Origin of the sequence: Bacillus sp. OxB-1 (assembly GCF_000829195.1) — a bacterium.
Taxonomy (GTDB): Bacteria; Bacillota; Bacilli; order Bacillales_A; family Planococcaceae; genus Sporosarcina.
The window spans coordinates 3371861-3396122 of sequence record NZ_AP013294.1 but is presented as its reverse complement, the minus strand read 5'-3'; the positions used below and the strand labels follow the sequence as shown (position 1 = coordinate 3396122).

Sequence of the window (24262 nt, the reverse complement as noted above, 5' to 3'; positions counted from 1 at the left end):
AAAAATCAGGGACGGAATCCAATTCCATCCCTGATTTTTCATTCAATTATGCTTCGATCTGCTCAGTCAGCTGAATCAATTCATCAATCAGACTGCCGATATAAGCAATTGTCTTTTTCAATGGCTCCTCCGTTGTAATATCGACTCCTGCCATTTGGGAAAGCTCTGCTGGTGTCTTTGTCCCTCCTGCTTTCAAGACGTTCAGCCAATCGTCCACAGCTGGCTGTCCTTCTTGTAAGATGCGTTCGGACACTTGCGTCGAAATTGTCAGGCCGGCGCTGTACGTGTACGGATAGAGTCCCATATAATAATGCGGCTGTCTCATCCAGGTCAGTTCGGCCCCTTCGTTGATGACGACAGCATCGCCCCAGAATTCTTCCAGCACCTCGTGTTTGAGACCATTCAAAATCGTTGCGTTGACATTGCCCCCTCCATCAACCCGCTCATAAACTTTCCGTTGATAAGCCGCCTCCAGCAAATGGGTGACAAAGTTATGGTAGTACGTCCGGGATACGATCGACGAGATGACCCATCTCTTGAATTTCGGATCATCGGAGTTTTTCAGCAGATGGCTGGCCATCAGCATTTCATTCAAAGTGGAGGGCGCTTCGATGAAATAGAGTGACGGGTCCGCATTGAAAATGTTCTGTTCGCTGTTTGTATAATGGAAATGCCCCGCATGTCCCAATTCATGGGCAAGGACGAAGACATCTTCCATACTTCCTGTCCAGGAAATTAAGATATAGGAATGATTCCCATACGGGCTGGAACAAAAAGCGCCTGTCGATTTTCCAAGATTTTGTGCATGATCGATCCAACGCTCTTCATAAGCTTTATCCACCATGGCCGCATAGTCTTTTCCCATGATGGAGAGGGCGTCATCCATATACCTTTTCGACTCTTCAAACGTTATTTTCGGTTCATACGTCGGATCGAGCGGGATTTTCAAATCCGCGAATGTCATCGTATCCAAGCGATGGACCTTTTGCAGCAGTTTAGCGTATTTCCGCATATGGGGCGCCAGTTCCTCCATGATCAGATCGATTTGCCGATTGTACATCGAGCGGTCCACTTCCTGATCCATCAGTAAGTAATCGAAGATGTTCTCATAGCCACGCAAGTCGGAAGTCGTTTTTTCCATTTGGACATGCATATCATATGTTTTGGCAGTCGTATGTTGATATTCTTTTAATTTGGCTGAAAACGCATCAAAGGCGGCCCGTCGTTTTGCCGTATCGGGCTCTGATTCCCAACCGCCTTCAAAAGTGACGTAGCTCAGAGGATACGATTCACCACCTGCTACGAAATCACCGAATGTCATATCGACCAGTTTTGTCACATTGTACAATCCGTATGGCGCGTTGAAAGTGGCCGAAAAGGCGGCCAATGTCTTTTCCGCCTCTGGATGCAGTTGATGGGGTTTTTTCCGGATGATCTGTTTCAGATATCTTGCATGGCCTTCGGATTGGGCGGCGGCTTCTGTTAATGTTTCAGCCGGCAAAGCGGATAATTCGCTGGAGACAAAGGATAGGGTCTCGCTCAACTTAGCTGCAAATGTCCCGAATCTGCTTTCTCGCAGCTGAGCAGTATCGTCGGTCTGATCCACACTGGAAGCCAAGCTGGCATAGGTGGCTGCGGGTATGAATTTTTCCATGATGCCACGATACTTGCCCAAGGCTTCGTTGATAATAGTTGGATTATCGATTCGCCCCTCGAATTGCTCCGCGAATCGGCCGACTTCCTGTTCCAAATCGGCAATCGCCTGTTCATAATCTTCTTCTGTTTTGAATAAATCCGCTAAATTCCATGTGTCCTTCTCATTCACTTCTGAACGCGCTGGCAAAGTCTTCATGAAGAAAATCTCCCCTTTTTCCCATAGTCTGATTATAGGATAGCATTTCAACTGGGAAAATCACTAATAAAAGAGGGAAGGGATTTTCCACTGGTCAGCACTTCTTATAAATGATTGTCAAGAATGAATTGGACAAGCCAGTCAGTGTCAATCGGCCCATCGACTACTTCATAATATAAGGATGAATTTTGGATGATCAAATTTTCACTGATGATAATTGTAATGGAGTTGTTCTCCTCGTCTTGGAGACGGATGCTAAATTGGTCGATTTCATCGGTGACGTCAATCTCCTCGGGTTTTAATTTCCGAAAATGATAGCCTTCCAAGAAATGAAGCAAGGCCTCGATTTCGTCGGGGTCATCTACAATCCATGAGTCCGAGGGGACACCGGATAAGGCTGGTTTGGAAATAGTCAAGGAGTGGAATGGATTACGCCATTGGGAGAGGACCTGTGTAAGTTCCCTCTCTGTCTCATCTTGATAGGATTGGATCATCATATAGGCGCCGCCGAACATAAGCGCTAGGAGCAGAATTGCTCTTGTCTTCATTGTCATCCCTCCAGCATGCGTTTTTCTAGTATACGCACGGAGTAATCGTAAGATTTGTACATCGGAACAGGTTGCCGCGGATGAAGCCAATTCTAATCGGACATGAAACTTTCTTTTTGGTTACCCGTATATATAGTAACTATTGCAGGATTGGGGTAAAGAACAATATCCGGGAAGGGAGGGACAGCGATGTTATTTGTGCTAGGCATTGTGGCCGTCGTCATGACCGTCCCAATTACAGCAATCATTACGGATTATAAACGAAAAACATTGAAAATGAGAGCGGATCTGGTTCGGGAGGAAATCGAATTGGAGCAGCTCAAACAGCAAAACTTCATCATCGAGACTGAGAAAATGAAGATTGAATTGGAACAGATGAAACTGGATTATACTCAGAAGAACAGCGATATAGTAAAAATCTAAGTAATCAATGAAACTTTTTTGTACGCATGACTACTATAAGATAGAGGGGGTGTCTGCAATCGAAACAACAGGTTTGAAAGTTCTGGTTCATGCGAGCGCTTTCTTTGCACCATTTTTGGTCCCGTTCATCGTCTTTCTCGTCATCGAAGATGAGGAGATTAAGCGATTATCCGTCCAGGCATTATTATTCCAATTGGTCATGGGAGCCTTGATTTTCCTATCGATCTTACTCATCGTTGTGTTGATCGGTATTCCGATGCTCATCGTATTCGGTTTGATGACCATTATCGTTCCGATTATCGGAATCGTGAAGGCATTGCAGGGGGAAACCTATAACTACCCGTTCGTCAGAAACTTTTTCAGAGCGTGATCGAGAGGAATCGGCCCCCATCCGAAGTGAAGGAGGGGGCTTTTGGAGTGGAGGTGGTTGAAATGGGAACCTGCCTGACCAATGGAGTCGAGTTGTATTATGAGGTGGCGGGGGAAGGGGAAGCGCTCGTTTTCACGCATGGTGCTTCCTGGGATCATGCACAATGGCGGCCGCAAATGGAGCACTTCCAAAAGAATTACCGGACGGTCGCGTGGGATGTCCGGGGGCACGGCCATTCCACCTTGCCGGATGGGGAAGTGGATTCGGAAGAGTTCGCCCGCGATCTCATTGGGTTACTCGACCATTTACAAATAAAAAAAGCGCATTTATGCGGGTTGTCGATGGGGGGCCATATTTCTCTTCAAACCGCCATCCGATACCCGGATCGGGTCATTTCGTTAGCATTAATCGGCACGCCTTTTACGAATGTTTTTAATTGGTATGAGAAATTATTGGTTCCCTTCAATCGGTTTTCCAATTTATTCATTTCGATGGACTGGATGGCCAGCATGCAGGCAAGTATGTTATCCCGGTTTAATCCAGATAATAAACGCTACATTGAGCAAGCCGTAAGCAACATTCCGAAAACCAATTGGATTCGGCTCTGGGACGCCATTACGAGAATGGAAAGTAAAGAGGAGTTGGCAAAAGTCGAATGCCCGACTCTCATTCTATACGGCGACCATGATACAATGGTTCAGCGGCAGCAGGAATACATGCATCGCACCATTCCCTTCTCCATCTTGGAAGTCATTCCAAATGCGCATCATGCAACCAATCTGGATAACCCGGAGGCGGTCAATCTAGCGATGGAGATGTTCTTACGGGGAATTCAACAGGCAAGGAGTGAAACATAATGGAACCTTTTATTCAAAGTGCTCAGTTTAATTTTATCAAGTTTCAAATTAAAAATTTAGTGTATGGACATGCCTCGGCGAAGGACGCAGGGGTGATTCGTGCTTTGGAATCTTTGACGGTGGAAAAGGTTATCGGGCTGTTCGGCGAATTGACGGATGAACAGAGGCAAGTGCTGGAGCCGATTTCAGAAATCCGGGAACCGTTAGAGGCGGACCAATATTTGATTCAACTGAAACGGTATGTACTCCCTTTTCCGTCCGTGGAGGAGAAGGAAATCCGTAAATTGTTTTCGAAAGTGAAAAAATTGACGATCCCAGTTTTGGACAAGTTGGACCTCCAGGAAATTTCCTACCTCGGCTGGAACGATACCGGTTCGAATAAAAAATATATCGTCGTCCCCCAAGATGAGAAACTGATTGGAATCCAAGGGACTTTTCAACGTTCCACTAAAAAAGGGATTTGTGCTATCTGCAATGGACATGAGGAAGTCGGCATGTTCACGGCGGGGACAAGAAGGTCGGGGCAAGACACGTACACAAAAAGAGGGAATTATATTTGCGTTGATAGTATGGCTTGCAACGAGAACTTGACCGATTTGACGAAGCTTCATGATTTCATCCAATTGCTGCAGAAGTGATTACATTCTTTAGGAAAGAAAACGCGCGGACTTACATATATATCTAGAAAGTCGAAATGCTAGGTGGGGTTCCGTGTTTTTCTTACAGAAAGCGATCCGGATTATATTGGGCAGTGTCTTGGTGGCGGTCGGCATCAATTACTTTCTGTTGCCATTCAATTTGCTGGAAGGCGGTGCACTGGGCATCAGCCTTATTTTCCATTACCTCTATGACATTAAAGTCGGCCTGACTTTTTTGCTCATCAGTCTACCGATTTTTTTCCTGGCTTGGATGTACTACCGTCCCTTTTTTTACAATGGCATTCATGGGATGTTGCTGTCGTCGGTTATCATCGATATGTTCTATCCGCTTCGTGAATGGGGCGCAGCTCATGCCGTATCTCCTTTATTAAGCGCTGCGGGTGGGGGGGTTTTGATCGGAATCGGTGTTGGTTTCATGCTTCGTTCGGATATTAGCATCGGCGGGACGGATCTGCTTGCCCAGATGATTGCCAGAAAGTTGAAGATCAATTCGGGCGTGATGATTTTCTGTTTTGATATCTTGGTCGTCACTGTCGGAAGCCTTGTCCTCCAATCCGCCTCCATCCTGCTGTCAGTGACAACAGTGCTATCGGTCGGTGTGACAGCGAGTTTATTAGTAGCGGCGCCTTCCTTTCGACGGGAAAGGCTCCATTATCGGAATCATTAACAAGCCATGCGAGGAAAAAGCTGAAAATACCCTGCAATTCCAAAAAATGCGGTATACTGAATCTACTGTGTTTTCTAGAATTAAGAAAGAATGTGGGGTATCAAATGACAACAACTACAGAAAGCAATAAGCTCGGAAACCCCGTCTATCCGATCATGTTTGCGATCGGCGGTGTCCATCTGCTCAATGATTCGCTCCAATCTGTCATTCCCGCAATGTTCCCGGTTTTGGAGGAAGCAAGAGGCTTGACGTTCAAACAGCTCGGGTTCATTTCCTTTGCGCTGAATATGGTGGCTTCTGTTTTACAGCCGGTCGTCGGCTATTACAGTGACCGGAAACCGCGTCCGTACGCGTTGCCGATCGGGATGACATTCTCCTTGGTTGGAATCGGGGCGCTGGCTTTCGCCCCCGAATATTGGATGATTCTATTGTCGGTTATCTTCCTCGGATTCGGATCCGCTGTCTTTCATCCAGAAGGCTCCCGGGTTTCCTTCATGGCGGCGGGATCGAAGCGCGGACTTTCCCAATCGATTTATCAGGTTGGTGGAAATTCCGGACAGGCATTGGCGCCTTTGATCAGTGCCTTCATCCTTGTGCCGCTCGGGCAAAAAGGGGCGGCCTTGTTCATGGTAGTGGCGGCAGTCGCCATTTTCATTCTGTCGAAAATTTCGGCCTGGTATAAGCAGCAATTGGAACAGGAGAAGTTGAATAATCGCAAGAAGGTCCTTTTATCGTCCATGGCTAACTTGACGAAAAAGCAAGTCGGCATTGCATTGACCTTGCTGTTGATGGTCATTTTTGTTCGTTCCTTTTATGTAACGAATATCACGAACTTTTACATATTCCATTTGATGAGAGAATACGGGCTCGCCATCGACAAGGGACAACTGATTATCTTCCTGTTTTTGGCACTTGGCGCGGTCGGAACCTTTTTCGGCGGCCCGATGGCGGATCGGATCGGACGCAAGAACGTCATTGTCCTGTCCATTGCCGCTCCGATTCCACTGACCCTATTATTGCCCTATGCTCCGTTATGGGCAGTCATCATACTGCTCATTGCCATTGGATTCTTTATCATGCTCAGCTTCTCGGTCACGGTTGTCTATGCACAAGAACTCGTACCGAGTAAAATCGGAATGATGGCCGGTTTGACCGTTGGATTAGCGTTCGGCATGGGGGCAATCGGCGCAGTCGTCATCGGAATTTTAATGGATGAAATCGGCATCTATATGACGATGATCATTATCTCCTTTCTACCGATTCTCGGACTCGTCGGTCTCGCCTTACCACGGGACGGCAAAATTACAGCAGCAAACGGGTAAACATGTGGAAAACCTGTCTTCTTGGCTTTGGCTAAGGAGGCAGGTTTTTTGTTATGAAATGTGTGGGGACAGTGGTGCCGCCCTTAAGTTTGTCTTGCGTGCGCAAAGTTCGTGCCATGCGCTCATAAATTCCAGCCATTCGCTTATAAGTTCACGTTGTCCGCTCATAAGTCCTGCCGTTCGCTTATAAAGCTTGCAAGTCCGTTTCATAAGTCCATGTCGCCCGCTTATAAGTTTGCATTGTCCGCTTATAAATACCAGCCGTGAGCGCATCATTTCGCCCCGGACATCTTTCACCCCCACACCAAGCTCAGCAAGAAGGAATCCCTTTACAAACTACGAAGACAGGAGTATACTGAAGTAGTTACCTAGGTAAATAAAAGGAGATAAAATCATGAATCCACTTATTCACGAACTGTTTCAAAATACTCGCCTGATCAGCAGGGAATTGAACCAAGCGTTAAAAGCCCATGACTTATTTGCGGCACAATGGACCGTCTTATTCTGTGTTGACCAACATGGAGAGATGAGTTTGACGCAAATTTGGAAATACTTAAATGTGGAAGCACCGACCATCACCCGGACCGTGAATCGACTGGAAGAACTCGGGTGGCTGACGACGCATCCCGGAAAAGATAAACGCGAGAAGATTGTGCGATTATCCGAAATGGCTGAATCTAAGATTCCAGCTGTCAAAGAATCCGTCATTGAATTTGAACAAAGTGTTTTAAAAGGTATGTCCATAGAAGAACAGACAGTGTTAGCGCAATTGCTTAGAAAAATGACGAAAGGAAGTTGAAGCTCGTTTGAGTAATAAAGAACCGATATGGACCAAACCTTTTATTAGTTTATTTGCCACTAACTTATCCATATTTATCGTATTTTATGGATTGGTTACCGTATTGCCGTTGTATGCAAAGGAACAACTGAGCCGTACAGATGAAGAGGCCGGTTTATTGATGACCATTTTCATGATCTCGGCAATCCTTGTCCGCCCGTTCACCGGAAAAATCCTGGATATCGTCGGGAAACGGAAGATGTTGGGGATCGGCCTCATTTTTTACGTAGTGTGTACATTCCTTTATTATTTCATCTCTCCGTTTGAGGGATTGCTGGTCATCCGTTTTGTGCAAGGTGTTTGGTTTAGTATCGTGTCGACGGCGACCATCTCATTAGCGGCGGATTATGTGCCGGAGAGTCGGCGGGGCGCCGGGCTTGGGTATTTTTCCATGTCCTTGAATCTGGCAGTTGTCATCGGTCCGTTCATCGCGTTGACCATTATTCAGTCTTTTTCCTTTGACATATTCTTCATTCTCCTCAGTGTGCTCATGGCGATTGGCGCCTTGGCTTCCCTTACATTACCTCCTGAACCGGTCCAGCACCGGCCATCTGGTAAATTTACAATCACTTTTAATGATTTGTTTGAGAAAAAAGCTTTGCCTGTTGCCATTTTTGGCTGTGTCATCGCTTTTTCCTATGCAAGTGTTCTGTCCTACCTCTCGATTTTCGCGCAGCAACAAGGATTGCTTGATTATGCAAGCATCTTTTTTGTCGTGTATGCGGCTGTGATGTTAATCAGCAGACCTTATACAGGAAGGCTTTTTGATGAAAAAGGACCGGCTTATGTCATCATCCCAGGTCTCATCTTCTTCATTATCGGCTTCTTCCTGCTTGCGGATGTGCATTCGGTCTTTGTCTTTTTGTTAGCGGGCGCATTCATCGGCTTTGGGTATGGATCTATTTTGCCGAGCATGCAGACTCTAGCGGTCCAATCCACAGATGCTTCACGAAGCGGTTATGCCACGGCCACTTTCTATACCTTATTTGATTCGGGGATTGCGGTAGGTTCCTATGTGCTCGGTTTGATCGCCGTCTATACGGGGTACCAGACCGTCTATGTTTTATCTGCCGGAATCGTAATAATGGCACTGCTTGGCTATTTGGCACTCGGAAAGAAAAAGAAGGCTGTCCGATAAATTTTTTGGCTAGGTTCCTATGGGGAGCCTGGCTTTTTCCATTTGACAAGAATTATTAGGGGGTGGCTTTTTGGACAGTTCTGCCATTTCAGTAGCTGTCATTCTGAACTGGAAACCCATCACCGTAAGGCCGGCGGATGTCCGTCAATTTAAACGGATGAAGAGGGAAGTGAAAAAGAAGAAGGAACGGAAAGCCAAACGGGAAAAATAGAGCTGATCAGGTAATCAAAACGCCAGACAGCAAATCGCGTCTGGCGTTTTTCTATTCCTTTTCATAGATGCGGATCAGAGCTTCCTTGAAAGGCTGCCTGATATTCACGTCCGGTGATATGGACATCACCTTTTGTTCCGCATCCATTACGGAATCGGCAAGTCCGAGTTGGAGTAAGACGGCTGCAGCTATCGTCCCGCCACGGCCCCGTCCTGTATTGCAATGAAAGTAGACGTTTTTCCCCGACTCGTAATCATCAATCACTTTTTGGACAGCTTCCTGGATAGACCCGTCCTGTCGTTCCACGTCATCGACAATCGGTTGATGGACGCTGATTTCGGTTGATAAAGGCCCTTTCACTTCTGCCCGTAAATCATAGATCACGTCAATTTTCTCATTTTCGAGCAGCTCATCGATTGCATGGATGCCGCCGATGAAAATCCGATTATCAATCAATTGGCGGTAATTCGGAGATTCCATTTCCTGACACCTCGTTTCATGACTCTGTTCAATATCCATGATACAGTGAATAGGAGGAAATTCAAATAGGGAAGGAGGATTTCAATGTGTGGGCGATTCACATTATTTGCTCCGTATTATGAAATAGTAAAACGTTTTGATATTGAATCTGCGTTTGAAGAAAGCGATTATGTACCTAGTTATAATATCGCTCCATCCCAACAGGTCGTCGCCATCCTCAATGATGGTGAAAAGAACCGGCTTGGCCATCTGAAATGGGGGTTGGTCCCGTCTTGGGCAAAAGAGGAAAAAATCGGTTATAAGATGATCAACGCCCGGGCAGAAACCGTCGCAGAAAAACCGAGTTATCGGAATGCGTTCAAGAAAAGAAGATGCATTCTTCCGGCGGATTCCTTTTATGAATGGCGACGGAAAGATGGTGATAAAATCCCGATGCGCATCAAGTTGAAAGGTGACGGCCTCTTTGCAATCGCCGGCCTTTGGGAGGCATGGAGAAAGCCCGATGGCAGCATGCTCTATACATGTACAGCGATTACGACTAAGCCGAATGGGTTGATGGAGCCGATCCATGATCGAATGCCTGTCATTTTACGGAAGGAAGATGAAGCAGCGTGGCTTGATCCAAAGAATGAGGATATTCATTTCCTGGGAAATATGTTGAAACCATTAGATGAGGAACAAATGGAGGCGTATATCGTATCTTCGAATGTGAACTCGCCAAAAAACAATGAGGAATCATTGATTATTCCAATATGTTGAAGGGGGATTGGCATTGTTAGCTGATTTGATGAAAAAATCTAATTATATTATTGTTTATTCTGGTGCAGGTATGTCCACGGAGAGCGGACTGCCCGATTTTCGATCTGCTAAAACAGGGCTATGGGAGAATGAAGATCCCGCACAGGTGGCCAGCACGGAAGCGATGAACAAGGACGTGGAACGTTTTTTTGAATTTTACAGGAAGCGTGTATTGGGAGTGAAAGACTGCCAGCCTCATATTGGGCATGAGCTGCTCGCGAAATGGGAGAGGGGAGGCATTATCCAGGGCATCATCACGCAAAATGTCGATGGCTTTCATTCGGTCGCCGGATCGGAAAATGTGATGGAACTGCACGGCACTTTACAAAAGGTTCATTGCCAAACTTGCGGCAGGGAGTACGAGAATACACGGTATGAGGAGCAAGCTTATTATTGCGAATGCGGAGGAAAACTTCGACCTTCCGTCGTACTATTCGGCGAAATGTTGCCGGAGGAGACCTTTATGAAAGCGACTAGGGAAAGTGAACAAGCCGATTTGTTCATCGTCCTAGGCTCATCGCTGACCGTCACTCCCGCCAACCATTTCCCGCTAATTGCGAAAGAGACAGGAGCCAAGCTTGTCATCATCAATTTAGAGCCTACCATATTCGACGGCTATGCGGATCTGGTCATCAATGACCGGAAAATCGGGGAAGTGCTGGAGGAAGCCGATCAACAGTTATGAATGAAGAAAACCTGTCATCTGCCAAGTTTGCAGAGGACAGGTTTCATTCACGTAAAGGACATCAACTGATCGAGTGGACCCTCCGGCTGAATAATGGTTTCCAAGTCTTTGATGGGAATCGGGAAGTAAGGAAACCCCCAATAATACGGGGTGATTTCATATAATTGGAAGTAGATGACGATGGAGGTGTCCGCCAGATAGAAATCCTGGTCCGGCCGAATCTCCTTAAATGGAGGATCCAACAAATCGACATTCCAGCGTTGCATCTGCTTCCTAATGATCGAAGACAAAGTTTCTACATAAGGGCTGTCTTGTTTAAATAACTCCTTCAATGTATATTGCTTGCCGGTTTTCGTGTCGAAGGTCAAGGAACGGACGACCGTCATTCCGTGCGCTCCGCCTGTAAACGAGTAGACAATCAGGTTCAAGCTAAGAATGCCGCGTTCATTCGTCTTTACCTCATAACTGGCCAGCAATTCCACCAAGTTTTTATCGTAATAATCTAGGTCTATTAAGATTTGATTCAATAGCTCAATGATGGCATGGTTCATTTTACTTTGTACTTCACTGTTTTCTAAATGGACGATAACAGGATAATAGACATTCACTTTGGGTGAAACATTCGGCAGTTTCCGGGTAACAATTGAAACAGGAAATTCCATTCATAACCCCTTTCCTTCTCTGTCGAGTAATCCATCATATGACAGGCGGGCCGGATCTAATCAAAGAAATCCCCAATTTCTGCAAGATTCAATCATACACCACTTTCGGTGCTGTCCGGATAATCACTTCCCAGTTCGTGCCGGTGCCGACACGGTAGGCGTCTGCAAATGAACCTTGGTTAATGGCGATGCCCAAATTATCAAGGGAATTGATATAAAGAAGCGGTTCGCCGATATGGGAGTCGGCAAAGGAACGGCCGAATTTCAAAATGTTATTGTAGATCGTCCGCCCGTCCGTCGTAATGGAAACTTCATAGGAACTTCCATACGGGCCGGCAATGTCATTGAATTGAAGTCGGCTAATATTCGTCCACAAGTTGCCGAATGGCCGGTCGATGATGTCAACAATCCCGGTGATCACCTCGTCTTGAATTGTAGAGTTTTTCAAAGGAAGTTCGATCAAGGTCGCCGGGTCTGCAGCATTACCGACATCCTCAAAACCAATGAGTCCGGCCGCCAAACGGGCACCCGTATAGGCGAAAATATCGCGTCCATGGAATGTATGAGATTCGCCTGATTTCGGAAGGCGGTTTTTCGTTTCATCGATGATCCGGACATCCGTGATGCCGACAAATCGTTTTAAATGGGTGAGCGTACCGTTATCCGGTGTGATAATCGTATGCCCATTTGCCGTCTTTGCGACGACTCCCCGCCGATCCGAGCCGACCCCCGGATCGACAATGGAAACGAAGACTGTGTCACTCGGCCAATATCCGACAGTTTGCAATAAACGGTAGGATGCTTCCCAAATATTATATTGGGGAATCTGGTGAGTGATTTCGAAAATCGGAATGCCCGGCTTCACCGAATTGGCGACTCCATGCATGGCACTGACCGCGCCATCCCCTTTTCCGAAATCCGATTGAAATACCAATAAACCATTGTTCATCTACTTCCACTCCTCGCCAGCGTAATAAAAAAATCCCGCCCTCTGCAATCATTCGATTGCAAAGGACAGGATCGATTCCCGTGGTACCACCTTTGGTTCATTGCCCATTCACAAGGACAATCTCAGCAAGTGCAAAATCCGGTCCAACAGGATTTTAGACTTGTGGTATAGATAACGGATACCAAATCCCGCTGCCATCTACTAATGCGAATTAGCGCACGTTCAATGCAGAGCTCAGAGGCCATTTTCAAGTAGTAGTTTTCCGCTTCTTCTCAGCTATCGAAGCTCTCTGTAAGGAACCTTGCCACTTTACTTTTCTCTTCATCGCCAACTGTATTACCCATAATTTACACGAATGCTCTTAGGGTGTCAAATTTTTCTTCAGCCCATCATGTAGTCAGGCATCTTCTGAGAACCGGCTTTGCTATTTTGTGGTAGACTTTACAGAGGCAATCTCCTTGAATATCATATCGAGAAAAGGGTGGAAATGTGGATAAGCGACTCCAAAAAATTGTAGATCAAACAAGAACGGATTTTGGCTTGGAAAATTATGATTTAGGCCGGCATGGGATCTATAAACGCTTTAATGATCGAGAAGAAAAAGAATATTACTTCAGTATGGAATGGTTTCCGAACGATATTCAGGAACCGGTGGAAGAGGATGAAAATCCGACGGGCACCGCGAGTATCGAGTTCAATCTTCAACAGCAACGGTATGACAGTGCCATCTTTGTTATGCAGACATCCTATTCTACGAAAACTCCATTTATAGAAAAGACGCCTGAGGAAGTCGGCGAATGGGTTAAGCAATATACCGGCTTAGAAGTAGGGAAGGAGCTGCGCCTATCGGAGGCTTATGAGGATGGATTCCTGTTCAAAGTGGAAATCGATGGAGTCCGACTATCGCCCGGTTGCACAATCGAAGTGAAATTTAACGAAGAAGGCCAATTACTCTTGTATTCCAAAATAGGAGATTTTCCAAAAGTGGAAGAAGTTATGCCTGCCGAATTTTCATTAACGCTTGAAGAAATAGAGCCAATCGTGAAACAGCAGCTCCAATTAATTCGGTTTCCTTCTGAATCGGAAAAACGCTTCGTTTCCGTCTATGCGATGGAAGAAGTGTTTGTGAAAGCGGACGGATCAGGGACGATCCCGTTTTTCGTACATGAACGAACAGAACGGATTATGAATGAAGTAATGGAATGGGATAGCCCGCTTACGAATGAACTGCATCGGGAGCCGATTTTCACTAGTCAGGAAGTGACTGTTGAGGAAGCTTTCAATAATCCGGATGTCGAAGATGAACACCGACTGACCGAGGAAGATATAGAGCAGTGCAAAGTGGTCACACGTGATGTATTGCGAACGCTTTTTCCGGAGGAAGCTGGTTCTTGGATATTGGGAACGATCGGCCGTTCAGAAGACTTCATAACAGCGAAATGCCATCGATCCAGTGAAGTTCCAGCGTTTTTTAATCGGAAAGTGGTCGTGATCATCGAGCCTGGGACCTATCGTTTGCTGAACTATATGGACAATTTGGAAATGGTCCGTCTATTCGACGGCTATTCGTCAGCAGTTGACTGCAGAGTGGTCGCAGAAGAAGCATTTGAGAAGATGACGTCGTTTATTACACTCGAACCTACTTATGCCTTTGACCCTTCCGCAGGTAAATACGTGCTGTGCGGACTGCTAGATGCGGAAGAATGTGTAGACGCGGTGACGGGCGAAATCCGGTTGCTGGGGGATCTATGAATTTCTACACAAAAGCCTATGAATAAACAATGAACAAAAGCGCAGGGTGCTTGCTCAGCTAAGGTCGGCAGTCTAAGTTCGCCGCGTTCTGCGGCAACGGCTGCATGACCGGCATCCTGTCGGCCTCAGGCATAAGACGAAGGTGCGGCATGGCGCTTTTTGCCACAGAGCAGCTTTGGCTTATGGCCCCGAGCCTCTAGCGCCCGGAGTTGGACGGAAACAAACCCAGTTTCGAAGGTTATCCACATGCTCAGAATTTATGATTTCCTAGATGACAAGAAAGCTGTGAAACTGCTCACAGCTTTTTTAAAAAATTTCCGCTTTACTTTTGAAAAGGGTTATATTAATATATGATTATCAAAGTTTCCTGTGGGAAACAAATTTTTTTATTCGAAAACTTGTGCAAGGGAAAGAAATTTATTTTTTTAATTGAAAAGTTGCACTTAGGAAACAAAATGAGCATACAATGAGAAACCAAACGTTCTTTTTATATGGGATAAATCTCTTGCATGGAAAAAGTTGCACGGGGGAAAGTATTTTAGTTGAATTCATACAAAAGAAAGAAGAAAGTGGGAGGGAAACAAATGATCGACTCTGTGACAGTGAATAATCTCAGCGTATCCTATTATGGAAACCAAGTGGTGAAGGATGTCTCTTTTTCTTTCCCATCGTCCAGCCTGATCGGAGTCCTCGGACCAAACGGGGCGGGCAAATCGACATTAATGAAAGCGATGCTTGGATTGATACGAAAGGATAGTGGTTCTGTTCTGATCGGTTCACGCCCGATCAAGGATTTCAGGAAAAAGATCGCGTATGTGCCGCAAAGGTCCAATATCGATTGGAATTTTCCAATCATCGTTAAAGATACGGTGCTTCTCGGTACGTATCCGAATGTCGGATTATTGCATCGTCCCAAAAAATCGGATAAGGAATGGGCGATGGAATGTCTGAGACGTGTCGGGATGGAAGATTTCGCCGAAAGGCAAATCGGCGAATTGTCGGGTGGGCAGCAGCAACGCGTCTTTCTTGCGAGAGCACTTGCCCAAAAGGCAGATTATTTTTTCTTGGATGAACCGTTCGTCGGCATCGATGTCTCCAGTGAGGAAGTCATCATTAATATATTGAAGAGTCTGAAAGCGGAAGGTAAGATCGTCTTTGTGGTGCATCATGACTTGTCGAAGGTGAGATATTATTTCGATGAGCTAGTTTTGATCAATAAAGAATTGATCGATGCAGGTCCTGTCAACCAAGTGTTCCAGCCGAACAAAATGTCCAAAGCGTATCAGCGTAGCTTTTCGATGCTAGGAGATTTGGAGGTTACGGTGTAATGGACTTTATTAATGATTTGATGAATTATGGATTCCTCCAAAAAGCCTTTGCCACTTCCGTAATGGTTGGTATCATCTGCGGAATCATCGGCAGTTTCATTGTTTTGCGCGGTATGGCATTAATGGGAGATGCCATTTCCCATGCGGTCCTGCCGGGAGTCGCAATCTCTTATATGCTGGGCGTCAATTACTTTTATGGTGCGGTCTTCACCGGCGTTTTAACAGCTCTTGGCATCGGTGTGATCAGCCAAAACAGCCGTGTGAAAAACGATTCTTCCATCGGCATCGGATTTTCCGCGGCCTTTGCATTCGGAATCATACTGATCACGAGAGCAGGAAGTGCGACTGATTTGACTCAAATCCTATTTGGTAATGTGTTATCCGTCCGGTCTTCTGACATGTGGCTTACTTTAGTAATTGGCAGTCTCGTCATTCTGGTCGTAGTGTTATTCTTCAAGGAACTGCTTATTTCCAGTTTCGATGAAACGATGGCAGCGGCGTATGGTTTAAAAGTGCGAATAATTCATTATGGAATCATGTTCTTACTGACATTAGTGACGGTAGCTTCTTTGCAGACAGTGGGTGTCATTTTGGTCGTGTCCATGTTGATCACCCCGGCGTCTACTGCGTATTTATTGACGAATCGGTTGTCGGTCATGGTAGTGTTGTCCGCATTCTTTGGAGCGCTTTCTGCCATTATCGGCCTGTATGTCAGCTTCTTGTACAATATGCCATCCGGACCGGTCATCGCATTGGCGGCAACGTCTTTATTTGTCCTGGCATTTTTGTTTTCGCCGAAACAGGGAGTTGTATGGAGAGCGCTGCGATCAAACGAAAAACAGAAAATGATGGTGTCCTAATTTCATCTAGAACCGGAATCCCGGTTTTTCTATAAATTATTTATTAAAGGAGTAGAGACCAAGAAATGAGAAAATTAGCGATGTGGTTTGGTGTATCCTTGCTCGCTGTCTTTTTACTGGCAGCTTGCGGCAATGGAAACACAGGAGAGGGAAATCAGCAAGGCAAAAATCCAGACAATGATACAGCCGCTGCAACAGGGGACTCTAAAGACGATAAACTGAAAGTTGTCACGTCGTTCACGATTATCGCCGATATGGCAAGACAGATCGGCGGGGATGCGGTCGACGTGTACAACTTGGTGCCAAGTGGTACAGATCCCCATGAATATGAACCGTTACCGGATGATATCAAGGCCGCTACCGATGCCGATATACTTTTTTATAACGGTTTGAATTTGGAAGGCGGGAAAGAGGGTTGGTTCTTTAAAATGATTGGAACCGTCGGCCAAAAAGAAGAAAATGTCTTTAGTGTAACGGAACGTGTTGAGCCGATGTATTTGACGAATGAAGATGGAAGAGAAGAAGAAATCAACCCACATGCTTTCATCGACCCGGCTGTCGGTATTAAAATGGCGGAAGATATGCGGAATGTGCTTGTCAAAAGACATCCTTCCAAGAGTGATGAAATACAAGAGCGTGGCGATGAGTATGTAGCGCGTTTGAAAGAATTGGATGAAGAATATGAAACACGCATTGCCGACATCCCGGAAGAAGATCGGATTTTGGTGACTAGTGAAAGGGCATTCCAATATATGACCACGCATTATGGTCTGTATGAAGCATATATTTGGGAAATCGACACAGAAGAAAACGGCTCACCCACTCAAATCAAAAACCTTGTGACATTTATCAAAGAAAATGAAGTGCCGGTCCTGTTCCTGGAGTCCAACGTCGACCCTCGTCCGATGGAAACGGTCTCCAAAGAAACCGGTGTGCCGATTGCGGAGAAGGCTATCTATTCAGATGAGATCGGCAACCCTGGGGATGAGATCGATACGTATGTAAAATATTTGGATTACAATATTAACCTTATCCATGATGAATTGAGCAAGAATTAAGTAATAGGAATTCCTCCCTTGAAGGGATTCGATAAGGAAGCTACTGTAAAACAGGACATCCGTATTCGGGTGTCCTGTTTTCATGTTTGCGGGGGGATATGCCAAGGACTTCTGCCTAATATTTAGATAACTACGTACTATTTCGCTTCAGCAAACATACCTTCTGTTTCACAGTCAGTTCTTGTAAAATAGAAATAAAGAGAAGTAGGGGGAGATCAAATTGAAATTTTTCCATACGGCGGATTGGCATTTGGGCAAGCTGGTCCAGGGTGTATATATGACGGAGGACCAGCGGCATGTGCTCGATCAATTCATCAAGGCCATCATCGAAGAGAAACCGGATGCGGTCGTCATTGCGGGAGATTTGTATGATCGGGCGGTTCCACCAACGGAAGCGGTGGCGCTGTTGGATGAAGTTCTCGAAAAGATTGTCATGGAACTAAAAACGCCGGTTCTGGCAATAGGCGGCAATCACGACAGCCCGGGGCGAATCCATTTCGGAAGCAATATTATGCGAGCCAATGGACTGCATATGGTAGGCCAGATGACGAAAGCATTGGAGCCGGTCGTATTGGAAGACGAATTCGGCGAGGTCCATTTCCATCTGGTGCCGTTTGCTGACCCTTCCGTCGTCAGACATCTTTATGAGGATGAATCCGTCTCGAATCATCAGGATGCGATGAAAAGAGTGGTCGACGGCATCCGCCAAAAGCTGTCGGCGGAAGCCCGCCATGTTTTGGTCGGACATGCTTTTGTTACGCCTCACGGGGAAACCGCCGACAACACAAGCGATTCGGAACGGCCGCTTGCAATCGGCGGGGCGGAATATGTCGCCGCTCATTTATTCGAACCATTCCATTACACGGCACTTGGTCATTTGCATCAAGCCCACCATGTGTTGCATGAAACAATCCGTTATGCGGGATCACCGCTTAAATATTCGATTTCCGAGGAACGGCATCAGAAAGGATTTTTCATCGTGGAAATGGATGGGGACGGCCAAGTCACCGTTGAGAAAAAGTTATTGGACGCACGGCATGATATGCGGACGGTTGAAGGCCGCTTGGCAGATCTTTTGACGCAACCGGTCAATGAGGATTATGTCTTTGTCAAACTGCTTGATGAAACCCCGGTTTTATTTCCAATGGAACAGGTGCGTACTGTTTTCCCGAATGCGATGCATGTGGAGCGGAAAATGACAGTCCAACCTTCGATCGGTAGAGGAGAAAAACAGGCGATAACCGGTAAACAGGATGATTTGACTTTATTCAAATCGTTCTACGAAGCGGTCAAAGGGGAAGCGGCCGATCAAGAGACGTCCGACCTGTTTACGGAAGTCCTGCTCGAAGTCATGCAAAAAGAAGGGGATTTGAAATGAAACCGATCCAATTGAAAATGACGGCATTCGGACCATACAAACATACCGAAACGGTTGACTTCACCAAGTTGCAAGACCATCGGCTGTTTGTCATTTCAGGTGCGACAGGCGCGGGGAAGACGACGATTTTCGACGGCATCTGCTTTGCCTTATACGGACAGGCAAGCGGGGAAGACCGGGCCGATTTGCGAGCAATGCGAAGTGATTTCGCCGATGATGGCGTACAGACATCGGTGGAATTGATATTCGAATTACATAATCGGCGATATCGGATCATGCGTCAGATTCCTTATACGAAAAAGGGGAATAAAAGCGAAACACTTGCCAATTGTGAGTTCTTCGAACTGACGCCGGACGGGGAAACCCCGTTTGTCGACCGGCAGATTGTGACGGAAATCAATAAGAAAGTCGTGGATCTGATCGGCTTCACCCAAGCACAGTTCAGCCAGATCGTCATGTTGCCGCAAGGGGAATTCCGGAAGTTCCTTACATCCACTACCGATAATAAGGAAACGATCATGCGGAAAATCTTCAAAACGGAACCTTACAAGGAGATTGAAGCGCGATTAAAAAGCCGGAAAGACCAGGCCCAAGCGAAATGGTCAACCGAAAACCAGTCAAGGGAGACATTATATAGCCAAATCCCATCATTGCTTCCGAACCGGGATTCCCAGATTTTCAATGTCCTGGCCACGGGGCAATACAATGCCCATCAAGTCATACAGGCGTTACAAGAGGAATGGGTGTTTTATTCAGAGAAAACGGCGATCATGAAACAGTTATATGAAGAAAGCTACGCCAAACACGGCAAAATGCTGGAAACTTATCACGACGCCAAAAACATGAACGACCGCTTGACCGAACTGAAAGGTAAAGAAGAAGCGCTAGCCGGGTTGTATGAACGAAAACCGAGTATGGATCTAAAAGAAACACGGTTGGCCGACGCGGAACGGGCGGTTGCCATCAGTGAAATCGAATTACAGTTCCACCAATTGGAAGGGGAGACGATTTCCAAAACAGCAGCACTGGAAACTGCGGAAAAAGAGGCGATAGAGGCAGAAGGCTTTGCAGCAAAAGCCGACGCGGATTACAAAGCGGAGGAAAGCCGGAATCCGGAGCGCCAGCAGTTGACGGAACGATTGATCCGCTTGAAGGACCACCTGCCGACCGTGATGAATCTGGCGACTAAAAAGGAAGAACTTCAACAAATCGAACAACGGATCTCCGCGTTGAATGTTGCCTTATCTACCGCTACTGAAAGATTTGCCAATGAAATGGAGCAAGTCGGACAATGGAAAACGGAAATCGGTTTGCTGGATCGGCTATTGTTGCCTTATGATGAAAAACTGGATCAGTTAAATGAAGTGAATGAGAAGGTCAAATGGATGGAGGACATCCAAAAACTGCAACAACAGATCCAAGCGCAGGAAGCGGAAATGGCAGATAAAAAATCGGTTTTTGAAAGTTGCCAAAGAGATTATGAAGGATTAGAACAGCAATGGTTGGCCAACCAGGCACTGGTGCTGGCGGAGCGTCTGCAGGAGGGGGACCCTTGCCCAGTTTGCGGAAGCGAGCATCATCCGGCTCTCTTAAAGGAGCATTCAGATGAGAACGTGACCCGTGAGGAGTTGGATCGGGCGAAAAAGCGATTAGCGGAAAGCGAAAATGCTTACCGCACTGTAGCAATCCAACAGCAACATGCGGGGGAGCGGCTAGAGGAAATTCAGAACAAATGGGATGTGCAAGTGGACTACGCAGGATTGCTTGAACAGCAGCGAGAACTTCAAACAGAAGTAGCGAATATGCGAAACAGCCGCAGGAAGCTCGTTCAGTTGAAAGAAGAACTGGAGAAACAGGAAGCGCTGCTCGTCAGGCTGCAAAATGACAAAACGGAGAATGAAAGATCCCTTGCCGAATTGCAGAAGAATTTTGATACGAAGGAAGCTGTCCTCAAATCAGATATCGATAAAGTACCGGAAGAAATGCAGGAGTTGAACGTCCTTCAACAACGGATCATGGAAACCGAGGGCCTGAAGGGTGAGTTGGATGGCGCTTGGCAAAAGGTGCAGGAAATCCGTGAAGCCGCGAAAGAAAAGCTCGTGACCGCTCGATCATCCGTGGTTCATGCAAAGGGTTCATTGAAGGAGAGTATTGAAAAGAAGGAAATTGTTTGGAAACGATTTAAAGAAGCTCTCCAATCATCGGATTTCCCTACTGAAGCAGCTTACCGAGAAGCGAAAATGGCAGAGGCGGATCGGCAGCTGCTCAAACAGCAGCTTGCTGCATTTGCACAACAAGTCCATACGCTCCAAGAGTCTATCACAGATTTAAGGGCGAGTGTGGAAGGCCGGGAAATGATGGATTTGGGTCAACTGGAATTGGAAGTTGAACGATTGAAAGAGGAATATGAAAAAGCGTTGACTGAGTATCATAGTTGTTTAGAAAACGAGAAGGCGGCACGCGAGGTAAAAGAAAATATCGAGAAGGCGACGTTGGCCATTGAACAGGTGGAAGTCGAGTATAGAAAAATCCTGGACCTTTACGAAGTGGTGAAAGGGGATAATGGAGCAAAATTATCTTTCGAACGTTTTATCCAGATCGAGTATTTGGAAAGGATTGTCCAATCGGCAAATGAACGATTGAAGGAAATGTCGAATGGCCAGTTTGAATTGATCTGCAGCGCAAGGAAGGAAGCGCATGGCAGGCAAAGCGGCTTGGGCCTTGATGTGTATGATGCCTATACCGGCGCCAATCGGGATGTCAAGACATTATCGGGGGGAGAAAAATTCAACGCATCCCTTTGTCTGGCGCTTGGCATGGCGGACGTCATACAAAGTTTCCAAGGATCCATTTCAATCGATACGATGTTCATCGACGAAGGATTCGGCTCATTAGATGAAGAATCACTGCATAAAGCGATCGATGCCTTGGTCGAACTCCAAAAATCAGGGAGAATGATCGGCGTGATTTCGCACGTGGAGGAATTGAAAGCCGCCCTCCCGGCCATTTTGAAGGTGGAGAAATTAAAAGAAGGCCATAGTATGACAAAGTTTATTATCAAATAAATTCACTCAACCCCTTTGCAGGATTGAATCCGCAAGGGGGTTGGTTTTTATAAATTAATGAATAAATTTAATATTTAAAATTAATTAATACGTTGCATTTTCATGACAAAAAGGGTATCATTATTTTCTGTAATATATTGCATTTCCCAGAGAAAGGAACCTATACTTATGCAGAAAAAACTATCATTTTCTTCCTACCTTGTAATAGGGGTTATGTTATTTGCATTATTTTTTGGTGCTGGAAATTTAATTTTCCCTGCGCAACTGGGCCAAAATTCCGGTATGAACTTAACGCCTGCTGTAATTGGTTTTTTGATTACTGGAGTCGGATTGCCGTTTTTAGGGATCTTGGCGATGGGATTTTCGGGAAGCCGGAATCTCCAAGACCTAGCGAGCCGTATTCATCCGGTCTATGCGATCGTCTTCACATCGCTATTATATTTGACAATCGGACCGTTTTTTGCTGCACCACGGACGGGAGCCGTAGCGTTTGATATCGGATTCGCTCCATTTATCGATGAAGCGTGGATGACAATAGCACTTGCCATCTTCACTTTCTTCTTTTTCGCTATCACATTATGGTTGTCCTTGAATCCGTCCCGAATCGTCGACTCAGTAGGTAAAATATTATCACCAGGAATCATCATTTTACTTATCGGTCTAATTGTCATGGTTGTCATAAAGCCGATGGGGGCCATTCAACCTGCGGAAGAGGCATATGCAAGCGGGCCGTTTATCAAAGGTTTCATGGAAGGCTATAACACAATGGATGCATTGGCTTCCCTCGTATTCGGGATTATCGTCATCAATGTCATCCGCTCGATGGGCGTAACGAATCGAAAAGGCATCTTAGCGGCAACCGCGAAAACGGGGGTTGTGGCAACCGCTTTTCTTGCACTGATTTACATGGGGATCGCCTATTTGGGAGCTGTAAGCACGGAGACGTTCGGCTTACTCGAGACGGGAGGGCAAGTCCTTTCACAAGCGTCCGAATATTATCTTGGATCCCTCGGTATTATATTGCTTGCGATCGTCATCATTTTAGCTTGTTTGACGACTAGCATCGGATTGATAACAGCTTGTGGTGAGTATTTCCATACGATCCTTCCGAAAGTCAGCTATAAAATATGGGTTACGATTTTCTCGACGTTTTGTTTTGTTATTTCAAATTTTGGATTGTCGAATATCATTACGTATTCCGTTCCCGTGTTAATGTTCCTTTATCCGTTAGCCATCGTCCTTATCCTATTGACATTTCTATCTCCACTATTCAAACATTCACAAATTGTCTATGTGTCCGCGACCATCGTCGCCTTTTGCATCGGGATTATCGATGGATTGAAGACGCTTTGCAAGTCACTTGAAATTGAATACTTCGGTTGGATGAAACCGATCGTTTCATTTTACGAACAAGTATTGCCGTTCTATAATGACGGTCTCGGTTGGGTCTTGCCGGCGCTCGCTGTCATTCTGATCACAGGTTTGATTGCACGAGGAAGTAACCTTGCAACTGAGGAAGCATAAGGAAAAGCCGATTCCCTAAGAAGGGAGTCGGCTTTTTTAGTCTTTCTTTAATGCGTAGAATTCTTCTATTGCCCGTAACCAGTTTTCCCTCATGACAGTGGACACTTTTTCCCTGTTACCCTCCTGCATGAGTCGGATGACTTCATTATGTTCTACGATCGATTTCTCGGTCAGCACAATCGAATTATGGAAGAACAGTCGTCGGACATGCGCTTGAAGGGATTCGACCATCGAAAGGATGTATGGATTTTTTGCAGTATCCACAATGATTTGATGGAATTCTTCATCAATTTTCAAAGCGGAAAAGTAATTTTCGGAATGCACCGATTGAGCAAATCGGTCATTCGTCTCTTTTAATACATCATATATTTCCGCAGTCATATGGGGGATCGCCAGCTCTGCTGATAAAGCTTGCAAGGCAGCAAGTGGTGGAAGCAGATCGTTAATCGCTTCTTTTTCCACTTCTGTCACTTGTGTCGCTTTACCCGGATACATTTTAACGAAACCTTGGACTTCCAAAAGTTGCAATGATTCCCGGATCGGTGTCCTGCTAACGCCCAACGCTTCTGCGAGCTCTGTATCGTTCAATTTTTCGCCAGGCTGCAACGTTCCATCAATGATCCAGTGTTGAAGCTGGTTAAAGGCCGTTTCTTTCGCAGTTCTCCTGACTGGAGTGGAATGTTCTGTAGGTATCGGCATTGCGAATCACCATCCTGTTCAATATTCATTAAGTATACAGGAAAATGTAAAAAGAATAAAGTATGCAATATATTGTATGTACTCTATTCTGGGGTTTTTTGATAAAAAAGTGTCTGTAATAATATGTTCGGTGTTTAAT

The 24262-nt window shown here is 45.8% G+C and carries 24 protein-coding genes and 1 other annotated feature; of the genes, 18 read left to right on the top strand and 6 right to left on the bottom strand.

The window, feature by feature from the left end:
* Positions 1-46 precede the first annotated feature (46 nt).
* Together pepF and OXB_RS16845 are read right to left on the bottom strand one after the other, a co-directional pair.
* Complete coding sequence (gene pepF / locus OXB_RS16850; RefSeq protein ID WP_041075739.1) at positions 47-1852, bottom strand: oligoendopeptidase F; 1806 nt, start codon at positions 1850-1852, stop codon at positions 47-49.
* A gap of 104 nt (positions 1853-1956) precedes the next feature.
* Positions 1957-2400 (bottom strand): hypothetical protein, encoded by a 444-nt coding sequence (locus OXB_RS16845; RefSeq protein ID WP_041075737.1) that lies wholly within the window; start codon positions 2398-2400, stop codon positions 1957-1959.
* Positions 2401-2589: 189 nt separating this feature from the next.
* On the opposite strand from OXB_RS16845, the gene OXB_RS16840 reads away from it, so the two are divergent.
* The 9 genes from OXB_RS16840 (at position 2590) to OXB_RS18985 (ending at position 8885) form a co-directional block, all read left to right on the top strand.
* Entirely contained in the window at positions 2590-2823 is a 234-nt protein-coding gene (locus OXB_RS16840) for a hypothetical protein (RefSeq protein ID WP_052484124.1), read from the top strand.
* Positions 2824-2881: 58 nt separating this feature from the next.
* A complete protein-coding gene (locus tag OXB_RS16835) occupies positions 2882-3193 on the top strand; it encodes a DUF4870 domain-containing protein (protein WP_041077046.1) in 312 nt (103 codons plus the stop codon).
* 47 nt (positions 3194-3240) lie between these two features.
* Positions 3241-4050, top strand: a complete 810-nt coding sequence (locus tag OXB_RS16830) for an alpha/beta fold hydrolase (RefSeq protein WP_331711225.1) — start codon at positions 3241-3243, stop codon at positions 4048-4050.
* Positions 4050-4688, top strand: coding sequence for a FusB/FusC family EF-G-binding protein (locus OXB_RS16825; protein WP_041075733.1), 639 nt, complete (start codon positions 4050-4052; stop codon positions 4686-4688). Before OXB_RS16830 ends, OXB_RS16825 begins: the two co-directional genes overlap by 1 nt.
* A gap of 73 nt (positions 4689-4761) precedes the next feature.
* Positions 4762-5376 carry a YitT family protein gene (locus OXB_RS16820; RefSeq protein ID WP_041075731.1) on the top strand — a complete coding sequence of 205 codons (615 nt, stop codon included), beginning with the start codon at positions 4762-4764 and terminating at the stop codon, positions 5374-5376.
* A 104-nt stretch (positions 5377-5480) separates the two neighbouring features.
* Positions 5481-6698: an MFS transporter gene (locus OXB_RS16815; protein ID WP_041075730.1), complete on the top strand. Its 1218-nt coding sequence runs from the start codon at positions 5481-5483 to the stop codon at positions 6696-6698.
* Between the two features lie 394 nt (positions 6699-7092).
* Positions 7093-7497 (top strand): MarR family winged helix-turn-helix transcriptional regulator, encoded by a 405-nt coding sequence (locus OXB_RS16810; protein WP_041075729.1) that lies wholly within the window; start codon positions 7093-7095, stop codon positions 7495-7497.
* 7 nt (positions 7498-7504) lie between these two features.
* Positions 7505-8674 carry an MFS transporter gene (locus OXB_RS16805; protein WP_041075726.1) on the top strand — a complete coding sequence of 390 codons (1170 nt, stop codon included), beginning with the start codon at positions 7505-7507 and terminating at the stop codon, positions 8672-8674.
* Between the two features lie 70 nt (positions 8675-8744).
* Positions 8745-8885: a hypothetical protein gene (locus OXB_RS18985; RefSeq protein ID WP_158333767.1), complete on the top strand. Its 141-nt coding sequence runs from the start codon at positions 8745-8747 to the stop codon at positions 8883-8885.
* Positions 8886-8936: 51 nt separating this feature from the next.
* Here the strand turns inward: OXB_RS18985 and OXB_RS16800 are convergent, their stop codons facing one another.
* The gene (locus tag OXB_RS16800) at positions 8937-9365 is read right to left on the bottom strand and encodes a protein-tyrosine phosphatase family protein (RefSeq protein ID WP_041075724.1); all 429 of its coding nucleotides are present in this window, start codon (positions 9363-9365) and stop codon (positions 8937-8939) included.
* Between the two features lie 84 nt (positions 9366-9449).
* On the opposite strand from OXB_RS16800, the gene OXB_RS16795 reads away from it, so the two are divergent.
* Positions 9450-10124 carry an SOS response-associated peptidase gene (locus tag OXB_RS16795; RefSeq protein WP_041075722.1) on the top strand — a complete coding sequence of 225 codons (675 nt, stop codon included), beginning with the start codon at positions 9450-9452 and terminating at the stop codon, positions 10122-10124.
* Between the two features lie 13 nt (positions 10125-10137).
* Positions 10138-10848 carry an NAD-dependent deacylase gene (locus OXB_RS16790; protein WP_041075720.1) on the top strand — a complete coding sequence of 237 codons (711 nt, stop codon included), beginning with the start codon at positions 10138-10140 and terminating at the stop codon, positions 10846-10848.
* A gap of 47 nt (positions 10849-10895) precedes the next feature.
* Here OXB_RS16790 and OXB_RS16785 read toward each other — a convergent pair whose 3' ends face one another.
* Both OXB_RS16785 and OXB_RS16780 read right to left on the bottom strand, forming a co-directional pair.
* Entirely contained in the window at positions 10896-11510 is a 615-nt protein-coding gene (locus tag OXB_RS16785) for a DUF3298 and DUF4163 domain-containing protein (RefSeq protein ID WP_041075718.1), read from the bottom strand.
* Positions 11511-11598: 88 nt separating this feature from the next.
* Positions 11599-12459, bottom strand: a complete 861-nt coding sequence (locus OXB_RS16780; RefSeq protein ID WP_041075716.1) for an SAM hydrolase/SAM-dependent halogenase family protein — start codon at positions 12457-12459, stop codon at positions 11599-11601.
* A gap of 58 nt (positions 12460-12517) precedes the next feature.
* Positions 12518-12793: a binding site (T-box leader), on the bottom strand.
* 155 nt (positions 12794-12948) lie between these two features.
* On the opposite strand from OXB_RS16780, the gene OXB_RS16775 reads away from it, so the two are divergent.
* From OXB_RS16775 to brnQ, 7 genes are all read left to right on the top strand, one after another.
* Positions 12949-14211, top strand: coding sequence for a hypothetical protein (locus OXB_RS16775; protein WP_041075714.1), 1263 nt, complete (start codon positions 12949-12951; stop codon positions 14209-14211).
* 584 nt (positions 14212-14795) lie between these two features.
* Complete coding sequence (locus tag OXB_RS16770; protein ID WP_041075712.1) at positions 14796-15539, top strand: metal ABC transporter ATP-binding protein; 744 nt, start codon at positions 14796-14798, stop codon at positions 15537-15539.
* Positions 15539-16399 carry a metal ABC transporter permease gene (locus tag OXB_RS16765; RefSeq protein ID WP_041075710.1) on the top strand — a complete coding sequence of 287 codons (861 nt, stop codon included), beginning with the start codon at positions 15539-15541 and terminating at the stop codon, positions 16397-16399. The genes OXB_RS16770 and OXB_RS16765 overlap by 1 nt, the downstream gene beginning before the upstream one ends.
* 65 nt (positions 16400-16464) lie before the next feature.
* Entirely contained in the window at positions 16465-17457 is a 993-nt protein-coding gene (locus OXB_RS16760; RefSeq protein WP_041075708.1) for a metal ABC transporter solute-binding protein, Zn/Mn family, read from the top strand.
* Between the two features lie 220 nt (positions 17458-17677).
* Positions 17678-18835 (top strand): exonuclease SbcCD subunit D, encoded by a 1158-nt coding sequence (locus OXB_RS16755; RefSeq protein ID WP_041075706.1) that lies wholly within the window; start codon positions 17678-17680, stop codon positions 18833-18835.
* Positions 18832-21900, top strand: a complete 3069-nt coding sequence (locus tag OXB_RS16750) for an AAA family ATPase (RefSeq protein ID WP_041075704.1) — start codon at positions 18832-18834, stop codon at positions 21898-21900. Before OXB_RS16755 ends, OXB_RS16750 begins: the two co-directional genes overlap by 4 nt.
* A 168-nt stretch (positions 21901-22068) precedes the next feature.
* A complete protein-coding gene (gene brnQ / locus OXB_RS16745) occupies positions 22069-23424 on the top strand; it encodes a branched-chain amino acid transport system II carrier protein (RefSeq protein ID WP_041075702.1) in 1356 nt (451 codons plus the stop codon).
* A gap of 36 nt (positions 23425-23460) precedes the next feature.
* On the opposite strand, the gene OXB_RS16740 is transcribed toward brnQ, so the two are convergent.
* The gene (locus tag OXB_RS16740) at positions 23461-24123 is read right to left on the bottom strand and encodes a GntR family transcriptional regulator (RefSeq protein ID WP_041075700.1); all 663 of its coding nucleotides are present in this window, start codon (positions 24121-24123) and stop codon (positions 23461-23463) included.
* Between the last annotated feature and the right edge of the window lie 139 nt (positions 24124-24262).

Excerpts from the sequence above, each read along its gene's own strand:
- pepF (WP_041075739.1), bottom strand. The coding sequence starts at position 1,852 with ATGAAGACTTTGCCAGCGCGTTCAGAAGTGAATGAGAAGGACACATGG.
- OXB_RS16845 (WP_041075737.1), bottom strand. The coding sequence starts at position 2,400 with ATGAAGACAAGAGCAATTCTGCTCCTAGCGCTTATGTTCGGCGGCGCC.
- OXB_RS16840 (WP_052484124.1), top strand. The coding sequence starts at position 2,590 with ATGTTATTTGTGCTAGGCATTGTGGCCGTCGTCATGACCGTCCCAATT.
- OXB_RS16825 (WP_041075733.1), top strand. The coding sequence starts at position 4,050 with ATGGAACCTTTTATTCAAAGTGCTCAGTTTAATTTTATCAAGTTTCAA.
- OXB_RS16815 (WP_041075730.1), top strand. The coding sequence starts at position 5,481 with ATGACAACAACTACAGAAAGCAATAAGCTCGGAAACCCCGTCTATCCG.
- OXB_RS16810 (WP_041075729.1), top strand. The coding sequence starts at position 7,093 with ATGAATCCACTTATTCACGAACTGTTTCAAAATACTCGCCTGATCAGC.
- OXB_RS16800 (WP_041075724.1), bottom strand. The coding sequence starts at position 9,365 with ATGGAATCTCCGAATTACCGCCAATTGATTGATAATCGGATTTTCATC.
- OXB_RS16795 (WP_041075722.1), top strand. The coding sequence starts at position 9,450 with ATGTGTGGGCGATTCACATTATTTGCTCCGTATTATGAAATAGTAAAA.
- OXB_RS16785 (WP_041075718.1), bottom strand. The coding sequence starts at position 11,510 with ATGGAATTTCCTGTTTCAATTGTTACCCGGAAACTGCCGAATGTTTCA.
- OXB_RS16780 (WP_041075716.1), bottom strand. The coding sequence starts at position 12,459 with ATGAACAATGGTTTATTGGTATTTCAATCGGATTTCGGAAAAGGGGAT.
- OXB_RS16770 (WP_041075712.1), top strand. The coding sequence starts at position 14,796 with ATGATCGACTCTGTGACAGTGAATAATCTCAGCGTATCCTATTATGGA.
- OXB_RS16765 (WP_041075710.1), top strand. The coding sequence starts at position 15,539 with ATGGACTTTATTAATGATTTGATGAATTATGGATTCCTCCAAAAAGCC.
- OXB_RS16760 (WP_041075708.1), top strand. The coding sequence starts at position 16,465 with ATGAGAAAATTAGCGATGTGGTTTGGTGTATCCTTGCTCGCTGTCTTT.
- OXB_RS16750 (WP_041075704.1), top strand. The coding sequence starts at position 18,832 with ATGAAACCGATCCAATTGAAAATGACGGCATTCGGACCATACAAACAT.
- brnQ (WP_041075702.1), top strand. The coding sequence starts at position 22,069 with ATGCAGAAAAAACTATCATTTTCTTCCTACCTTGTAATAGGGGTTATG.
- OXB_RS16740 (WP_041075700.1), bottom strand. The coding sequence starts at position 24,123 with ATGCCGATACCTACAGAACATTCCACTCCAGTCAGGAGAACTGCGAAA.